This window comes from Glycocaulis sp., assembly GCF_052168375.1.
Taxonomy (GTDB): domain Bacteria; phylum Pseudomonadota; class Alphaproteobacteria; order Caulobacterales; family Maricaulaceae; genus Glycocaulis.
On record NZ_JBQLZR010000221.1, the window covers coordinates 1 to 7193 of the forward strand.

Sequence of the window (7193 nt, forward strand, 5' to 3'; positions counted from 1 at the left end):
GCTGGACGGAACGGGGCGGCGCGCCGCTGTGCCGGGTCACCGCGTCGCGGGCAAGACCGGGACCAGCCAGAACAGCCGCGATGCGTGGTTTGTCGGCTATTCGGCGCACTACACGGCGGCGGTCTGGACCGGCAATGATGATGACACCGCGATGTCGAACGTGACCGGCGGCGGCCTGCCGGCCGACATCTGGCGCGAGATCATGGTCGCGGCGCATGAGGATGTTGCTGCCGAACCGCTATCGGCTCCAGCGCCGCGCGTGCGCAGCGAGCGCGAGGAACGCCTCGTTGCCTTCTATGCCGGCCTGTCGGCCGAGTTCGACCGCGTATTGCAGGGCGGCCGCTTTAACTGACGTGATCGCGGAACGCGGCTGGCAGCGCGTCGATGAACAGGCGCACGGCCGGGATCAGGCCCCGGCGCGAGGGGAAGACCACATGCCAGCCCCGCCGGCAATTCCTGATCGGGCAGTAGCACTTCAAGCCGGCCAGCCTCGATATCCTCGCTGACCAGCAGCCTTGGCAAGGCTGAAAGCCCCGCACCGGCGAGCGCGGCCTGGCGCAAGGCTTCAAGATCGTCGGTTACCAGGCGCGGGTCGTGCGCAATCCTTTGCGTCTGCCCGTCAGGCCCGGTGAGGGTGAATACATGTTCGCCCGTGCGGCTGGTCTGGGAAATCGTGTCGAAGCGTGAAAGCTCTTCCGGACTGGCAGGACGGCCATGCCGGGCGATGAAATCCCCGCTCGCCACCAGTGCGCCGCGATGGGTGCCCAGCTGGCGCAGGACCAGACCGGAATCCTCCAGCGGAGGTTCGCGAACCCGGATGGCCATGTCGAAGCCTTCCTCGATCACGTCGACCCGCCGGTTACTGGATTCCAGCCGGACGCGCACCTTGGGATAGCGCATCATGAAACCGGCGATGAAGGGCGCGAGAATCTTCTCCACGATCAGGACCGGGCAGCTGACCCGGATCGTGCCTTGCGGCTCTGACCGGGTGATGGCTATGGCGTCTTCGGCGGCCTCGGCCTCGGCAATCATCGCCGCGCAATGCCGGTAATAGAGCCGCCCTGCCTCGGTGACCGAGAAATGCCGGGTGGAGCGATGGATCAGCGTCACACCCAGGCGCGCTTCCAGCTCGGCAATCTTGCGGCTGAGGCGCGATTTGGGAACGCCGATGGCCCGGCTCGCCGCGGCAAAGCCGCCATGCTCCACCACGCGGGCAAACAGCATTGACGCATTCAGATCGGACAGGTCTATTGTTCCACTCATGGAACGAACAATGCCGATTTTCACGTCTAGTGACAACTTCGTTCCATCACTAGGTCTCGTCCATGCCGGATCAACCGGCTCGACGGAGGCAAGAATGCAGGTTCTTCATATTGATTCATCGGTTCTGGGCGAGGCCTCTGCCTCGCGCCGCATCAGTGCGGACATCGTGTCGGCCCTGCGCCAGACGCATCCGGACCTGACGGTCAGCTATCGCGATCTGGGCGCGGCTCCGCCTGCGCATATGGACGGCGCGATCCTGCAGGCCATGCGCGGCGATGTGAGCCAGCTCAACGACGCCCAGCGCGCCGAGCGCGCCTATAATGACACGCTGGTGGACGAGTTCCTCGCCGCCGACATCGTGGTCATTGGCGCGCCGATGTACAATTTTGCCATCCCGACCCAGCTCAAGGCCTGGCTTGACCGTCTGGCCGTACCGGGGCGGATTTTCCGCTATACCGAGAAAGGGCCGGAAGGGCTTGCCGGCGGCAAAACCGTCTACATCGCATCCACGCGCGGCGGCCTTTACTGGGGCACGCCGGCCGAGCAGGCGATGGACCATCAGGAAAGCTATCTGAAAGTGATGCTGGGCTTTTTCGGCGTCACCGATGTGCGCTTCATCCGCGCTGAAGGACTGGCCATGGGCGACGCGGCCCGCGCGGATGGGATGAAGAAGGCGAGCGGCGATATTGCCGCGATTGCTGAACGCAAGGCGGCCTGAACCGCCTAGCTTGCGCCACCCTTTTCCTTGCCGGACGGTTTGCGGGCGGGCTTTGCGGCCTGCCCGGAAACCAGCAGGGATTTCAGCTCGGCGATCTCGCCGCGCAGGGCCGTGACTTCCTCACGAAGCAGGGTGCGCTCGTCCGTCGCCTTGTTCTGACGCTCGGTTTCCTCGTCAAAATGCTTTGCCTGCAGCGAGTCCACGATGACCGCGATGAACATGTTGAGCACGGCAAAGCTGGTGAGGATGATGAAGGGCACGAAGAAGGCCCAGGCCAGCGGATGCTCGGAGATGACGGGCCGCGCAACGCCCATCGACCAGCTCTCCAGCGTCATCACCTGAAACAGGGTGAAGGCCGCCGCACCCAGATCGCCGAAGAACTGGGGGTGCGTGCCGGCAAAGAGCTTGGAGCTCATCACCGCGCCGACATAGAAGATCAGGCCGAGCACCATCATGATCGAGCCCATTCCGGGAATGGCCTTGCCAAGCGCAACGACGACGCGGCGCATTTCCGGGACCATCGAGAACAGGCGGAAGAGGCGAAGCACCCGCAAGGCCCGCAGCACTGCAAACGGACCAGCCGCCGGGATGAGCGAGATGGCCACGACGATGAAGTCGAACCAGTTCCAGCCCGACCGGAAGAAGGCAAGGCGCAGCACGGCCAGCTTCAGCACGATCTCGGCAGCGAAAATGTAGACGATCACCTTGTCGGTGATGGAAAGCGCCGCCGCGAGACCGGCTGGCAGATCATAGGTTTCCAGACCCAGCAGCACGGCGTTGACAAGGATCAGCACGGTAATCGCATTGCGGAACAGGGCGCTTTCCACAAAGGCTTTCAGCCGTGACTGCAGTCCGGCCTTCTCGCTACCCATTGCGCGCTCCCTCGCCTTCACACATTGCAAGCCGTCTCGTTAGCCGCTTGCAGGTGGGGGATGCAACGGGATTTGCAAGCGCCGCCAGCTTTGCCAGCGTGAGCACAGGTTCGCAGCGTTGACCGGTGCGGCATTCCCCAGTCTATTGCCGCCAACACGAAGCCGTTCGGAAAGCCAAAAATGAACACCAGCTCCGGCACGCCCTGGCGGTTTACCGCCCCGGAAACCTTTGACCATGCCTTCTATACGGGCCGCTACAAGGACCTTTCAGGGCACGATTATTTTGCCGCAATGGAGCACTACAAGCTGCATGGGGCCGCTGAAGGGCGCATCGCTTCGCCGCTGGCGGAACGCCCCGCCTTCCTGACGCTTGCCGATGGTGCCGGTTCGATCCTGGAGATCGGTCCTGGCCACAAGCCGAGCTTTACCGGCGAGCATGTGCGCTATTTCGACATTCTCGATGCCGACGAACTTCGCCAGCGCGCCATCACGCAGACCGAGGAAAGCCCGGACGGCGTGCCGGAAAAGATCCATTACCTGCGCAAGGACGTGGCGCTCGCCGATATCCCGGATCGCTTCGACATCGTCTTCACGTCGCACTCGATCGAGCACCAGCCGGACCTCATCAGTCACATCAATGCCTGTCACGGCCTGCTCAATCCTGGCGGGGCGATGATGGCGATCGTGCCGGACCGGCGTTACACCTTCGATGCCAGCATCGCGCCGTCGACCATTGGCGAAGTGCTCGAGGCCTACTGGACGAAACGCACCCAGCATCGTCTTGCCGACATTATCGATGCCTATGCCCATTCCACCCATAACGATCCGGTCCAGCACTGGCAGGACGGTCCTGTCACGCGCCTGAAAGTCGATGGCGAGCGGCTCGACCGCGGCTACAAGACGGTCGAGGAAGGCCGCTTCATCGATGTCCATGCCTGGCGGGTGAGCTGCTTTGAAATGGCTGACTACATGCGTCATCTGCGCCGCCTGGGCCTGATCCGGTTCGAGCATTGCGACGTCTTCCCGACGCCTCTGAACTCCAACGAGTTCTGCATGGTGATGTACTAGGCCTCGAAACGCTTCCTTCACCCCTTCCGGGCGAAATCGGCGCATGTTGATCCCGCTCCTCGCCATTGCCCTCACTCTCCCGCACGGGCTTCCCTCCGGCGCTGTCCTGCACGGCGAGGAGAGGCGCGGCGCCGTTCTGGTCCGGCTGGAAGGCGCGCCGTCCCTGTCCTGGCAGGCCTGTGCCAGCGCGTGCGGGTATAACGAGGCCTGCCAGGCCTGGACGCACCATGCCTGGCCCCAGCGCTGCACGCTGCATAACGCCCCGCTGACCCCGCGCCCGTTTCCCGGAGCGGTAACGGGCCTTTCCCCGGCTCTGGCCGCGCACATCGAGAGCGCCATCGAACGCCCGCCAAGCGCACGCGAACAGGCGGCGCAATCGGAGCCTCATCCCCCAGCAGCACCGCAAGGCGGTTCCCTGCCACAAGCCGCCCAGAGCCAGCTGTTTCCGGAAAATTAAGCCTGACACGCAAATCCGGCGCGGCTACGCGCCCAAACGGCGCTTTGCGAACCAAGCATTTACCCTCGTCGCCTAGCCTCTCAGGCGAACCTGAACAGGTCAGGTTGCGGGGCATCATGAACATCCAGTCCAAACTTCATCACCTGACCGGGCTTGCCCGCGAGAAATCGTCCGAGCGGCGCCGTGCCCTGTTGCGTGAAGTGACGGACCTGTTCTTCGATGAAACGCCGCAGTCCGGCTCTGGTGAGCATCAACAGTTTGACGCGGTGCTGTCTGCGCTGGCCGCCCAGACGGCGCAGGATGCCCGCGCCGAGCTTGCCCACCGCTTTGCCGATGCGCCCCTCGCCCCGCGCGGCCTTGTCATGCAGCTGGCCCGCGACGCGATCGAGGTGGCCGCGCCCATTCTTGCCCAGTCCGGTGTGCTGACCGAGGACGATCTCGTCGCCATCGCCAATGAGGCGAGCGAGGACCATCGCCGCGCCATGACCGCGCGCTCGAGCGTTTCCGAACGCGTCAGCGACGCGATTGTCGCCAACGGCACGGACGAGACCGTGGCGCGCCTCGTGGCCAATGATGGTGCGCAGCTTTCCCGCTCTGCCTTCGAGACCGTGACCCGCCGCGCGGAGACCAGCCCGGTCCTGCAAGCCCCCATGGTCAACCGCGCTGACGCGCCGGCCGACCTGCTGGGGGATCTGATGGGCGTGGTGGAATCCTCCCTGCGCGACCGCATCCTGAAACGCTTCGAGACTCTCGATCCTGCGATCGCCGAAGCGGCGATGGCCGCCTCGCATGCCCGGCTGGAGGCCCGCCTTGCCGAAGACAAGGCCATCACCGAGGCCCGCCGCTTTGTCACTACACGGCGGATGCGCAAGGAACTCGACGGTTCGCTCCTGGTGCGCCTGCTGCGCGAAGGCGAGCGGGTGAAGTGCTGCGCGGCCCTGGCCGAGCTTGCCGAGGTCGATCACAGCGCCGCCCAGCGCGCGCTCGATCATCACAGTCCGGACGGGCTGGCCCTGATCTGCAAGGCGGCCGGCTTTGACAAGGCCCTGTTCGTGACCCTCGCCATCCTGCGCGGGCAGACCCGCGCCAATCTGACATCGGATGCCCAGGCACTTGGCGCGCTCTACAGCGCGCTTGCGAAGGAAGATGCCGAACGCGCCATGCGCTTCTGGCGGATGCGCCGCGACATGCAGGCCGCTTGACGAGCGGTTACCGGTTCCGCCTGCCGGGGCTCAATCGTTGTCGCCTTCCTCGCCGCGCGTAATGCGTTCGGGCATCTCGTCAGCTTCAGGATTGGCATCGGGATCAGCCTTGCGGCCATGGGCGCGGACCTTGGGCGGCACGAACACTTCCACCCCGTCATCCATGTAGACGCTGGTGGACGGGAAGGCGAAGCCGGTGCCTGCGCCCTCGACGATATCCTTCAGGGCGAAGGCCAGCTCCTCCTTCAGCTCCAGCCACTCGCCCCAGTTCGTCGTGTGGGTGAAGCAGTAGAGCAGATAGTCGATCGAGGACGGCCCGAAGCTGTCCACCCGCATGAAGGTCGCCACTTCGGGCGGCTTGGCAAAGCCGGGATGATTGTCCAGCCATTCCAGCGTCTTGTCGCGGATATACTGGAGCTGCTCCTTGGTGGTCTTGTACTCGACGCCGACCATCCAGCGGATGCGGCGGTGCGTCATGCGCGAGAAGTTCGTGACCGCCTCGTCCGACAGGTAGGAGTTCGGCACGTAGACCGGACTCTTGTCGAAGCGCCGTACGAGGGTAGAGCGGAAATTGATCTGCTCCACCGTGCCTTCGACGATGCCGTCGACCAGAATCCACTCACCTGGAAGGAAACGCTTTTCGGTCAGCACCAGCAGGCCGGAGATCAGATTCTTGAACAGGTCCTGCGCGCCGAGGCCCACGGCGACGCCAAAAAGGCCAAGACCGGCCACGATGGGCGCAACCGGAATGCCCCAGAGCTGCAGTACAGCGCCGACACCCACCACGATGAAGAGAATGCGCAAGGTCTTCGCCAGCCAGTCGACCAGCACCGGGCCCAGAGCCCGCTGCAAGGGCTTCAACAGGTAGGATACCGGCGTCACCACATTGTGCAGCGCCCAGAAGATCGCGACGACGATTAGCGTGCGCACCACATTGATGCCCGGCCCCTCGCCTTCGGGCTGGTCGAGGCCGACAATCAGCACGGCGACATAGACGCCGATAATGATCGGGATCATCCGGATCGGGCCGGACAGCGCCTTGACGATCTTGTCGTCGAGCTGGGTCGTCGTCTTGGAGGCGTAGGCCATCAGAAACTTCGTGATGATCCAGCCGCACAGGCCGCGCACGGCAAAGGCCAGCATCACCACCAGCAGCGCCACCAGCGCCTGACCGACATTCAGGCCGAGAAAGCTCGTGTTCCAGACATCGACGACAATCGCCCAGAGATCGGTCAGGGTTTCCATCATGCACGGCGCTCCTTGGCCCGGTGGAACTGGATGTCGGGCCATTTCTCCTGTGTGTAGTTCACTTCCCAGGCGTTCTTCGCCATGAAGACGAGCGCGCCATCAATGTCCTCGGCTATGGCGGACTTATGCCGGTCGATCAGCGCGTCCAGCTTGTCACGCTCGCCAGTGATCCAGCGCGCGGTCTCGTAGGGGCTCGGCTCGAAGGTGACTTCCAGCCCGTATTCGGCCGCCACGCGCTCGGCCATCACGTCGATCTGCAGCGCGCCAACGGCGCCAACGACGAAGTCGCCGCCGACCTGCAGGCGGAAGAGCTGGGTCACACCTTCCTCGGCCAGGCTTTCGAGAGCCTTTTTCAGGTGCTTGGC

At 64.2% G+C, this 7193-nt stretch carries 6 protein-coding genes and 3 pseudogenes; 5 read left to right on the forward strand and 4 right to left on the reverse strand.

The window, feature by feature from the left end; translation table 11 throughout:
• Positions 1-352: pseudogene (locus ACTS2Z_RS08965) on the forward strand (transglycosylase domain-containing protein); the annotation flags it as partial.
• On the opposite strand, the pseudogene ACTS2Z_RS08970 reads toward ACTS2Z_RS08965, so the two are convergent.
• Positions 345-1245 (reverse strand): annotated as a pseudogene (locus ACTS2Z_RS08970) (LysR substrate-binding domain-containing protein). The pseudogenes ACTS2Z_RS08965 and ACTS2Z_RS08970 overlap by 8 nt on opposite strands.
• Before the next feature lie 112 nt (positions 1246-1357).
• On the opposite strand from ACTS2Z_RS08970, the gene ACTS2Z_RS08975 reads away from it, so the two are divergent.
• On the forward strand, positions 1358-1981 hold the full coding sequence (locus ACTS2Z_RS08975) for an FMN-dependent NADH-azoreductase (RefSeq protein ID WP_442572875.1): 624 nt from the start codon (positions 1358-1360) through the stop codon (positions 1979-1981).
• Between the two features lie 5 nt (positions 1982-1986).
• Here ACTS2Z_RS08975 and ACTS2Z_RS08980 read toward each other — a convergent pair whose 3' ends face one another.
• Positions 1987-2853 (reverse strand): ion transporter, encoded by an 867-nt coding sequence (locus ACTS2Z_RS08980; RefSeq protein WP_442572876.1) that lies wholly within the window; start codon positions 2851-2853, stop codon positions 1987-1989.
• A 180-nt stretch (positions 2854-3033) separates the two neighbouring features.
• Here ACTS2Z_RS08980 and ACTS2Z_RS08985 point away from each other — a divergent pair, with 180 nt between their 5' ends.
• The 3 genes from ACTS2Z_RS08985 (at position 3034) to ACTS2Z_RS08995 (ending at position 5580) form a co-directional block, all read left to right on the forward strand.
• On the forward strand, positions 3034-3921 hold the full coding sequence (locus ACTS2Z_RS08985) for a class I SAM-dependent methyltransferase (RefSeq protein ID WP_442572877.1): 888 nt from the start codon (positions 3034-3036) through the stop codon (positions 3919-3921).
• Between the two features lie 43 nt (positions 3922-3964).
• Positions 3965-4378, forward strand: a complete 414-nt coding sequence (locus ACTS2Z_RS08990) for a PAN domain-containing protein (protein WP_442572878.1) — start codon at positions 3965-3967, stop codon at positions 4376-4378.
• A 116-nt stretch (positions 4379-4494) separates the two neighbouring features.
• Complete coding sequence (locus tag ACTS2Z_RS08995) at positions 4495-5580, forward strand: DUF2336 domain-containing protein (protein WP_442572879.1); 1086 nt, start codon at positions 4495-4497, stop codon at positions 5578-5580.
• A 30-nt stretch (positions 5581-5610) separates the two neighbouring features.
• On the opposite strand, the gene ACTS2Z_RS09000 is transcribed toward ACTS2Z_RS08995, so the two are convergent.
• Both ACTS2Z_RS09000 and prfC read right to left on the reverse strand, forming a co-directional pair.
• Entirely contained in the window at positions 5611-6828 is a 1218-nt protein-coding gene (locus ACTS2Z_RS09000; protein ID WP_442572880.1) for a mechanosensitive ion channel family protein, read from the reverse strand.
• Positions 6825-7193: pseudogene (gene prfC, locus ACTS2Z_RS09005) on the reverse strand (peptide chain release factor 3); the annotation flags it as partial. The pseudogene prfC and the gene ACTS2Z_RS09000, both read right to left, overlap by 4 nt.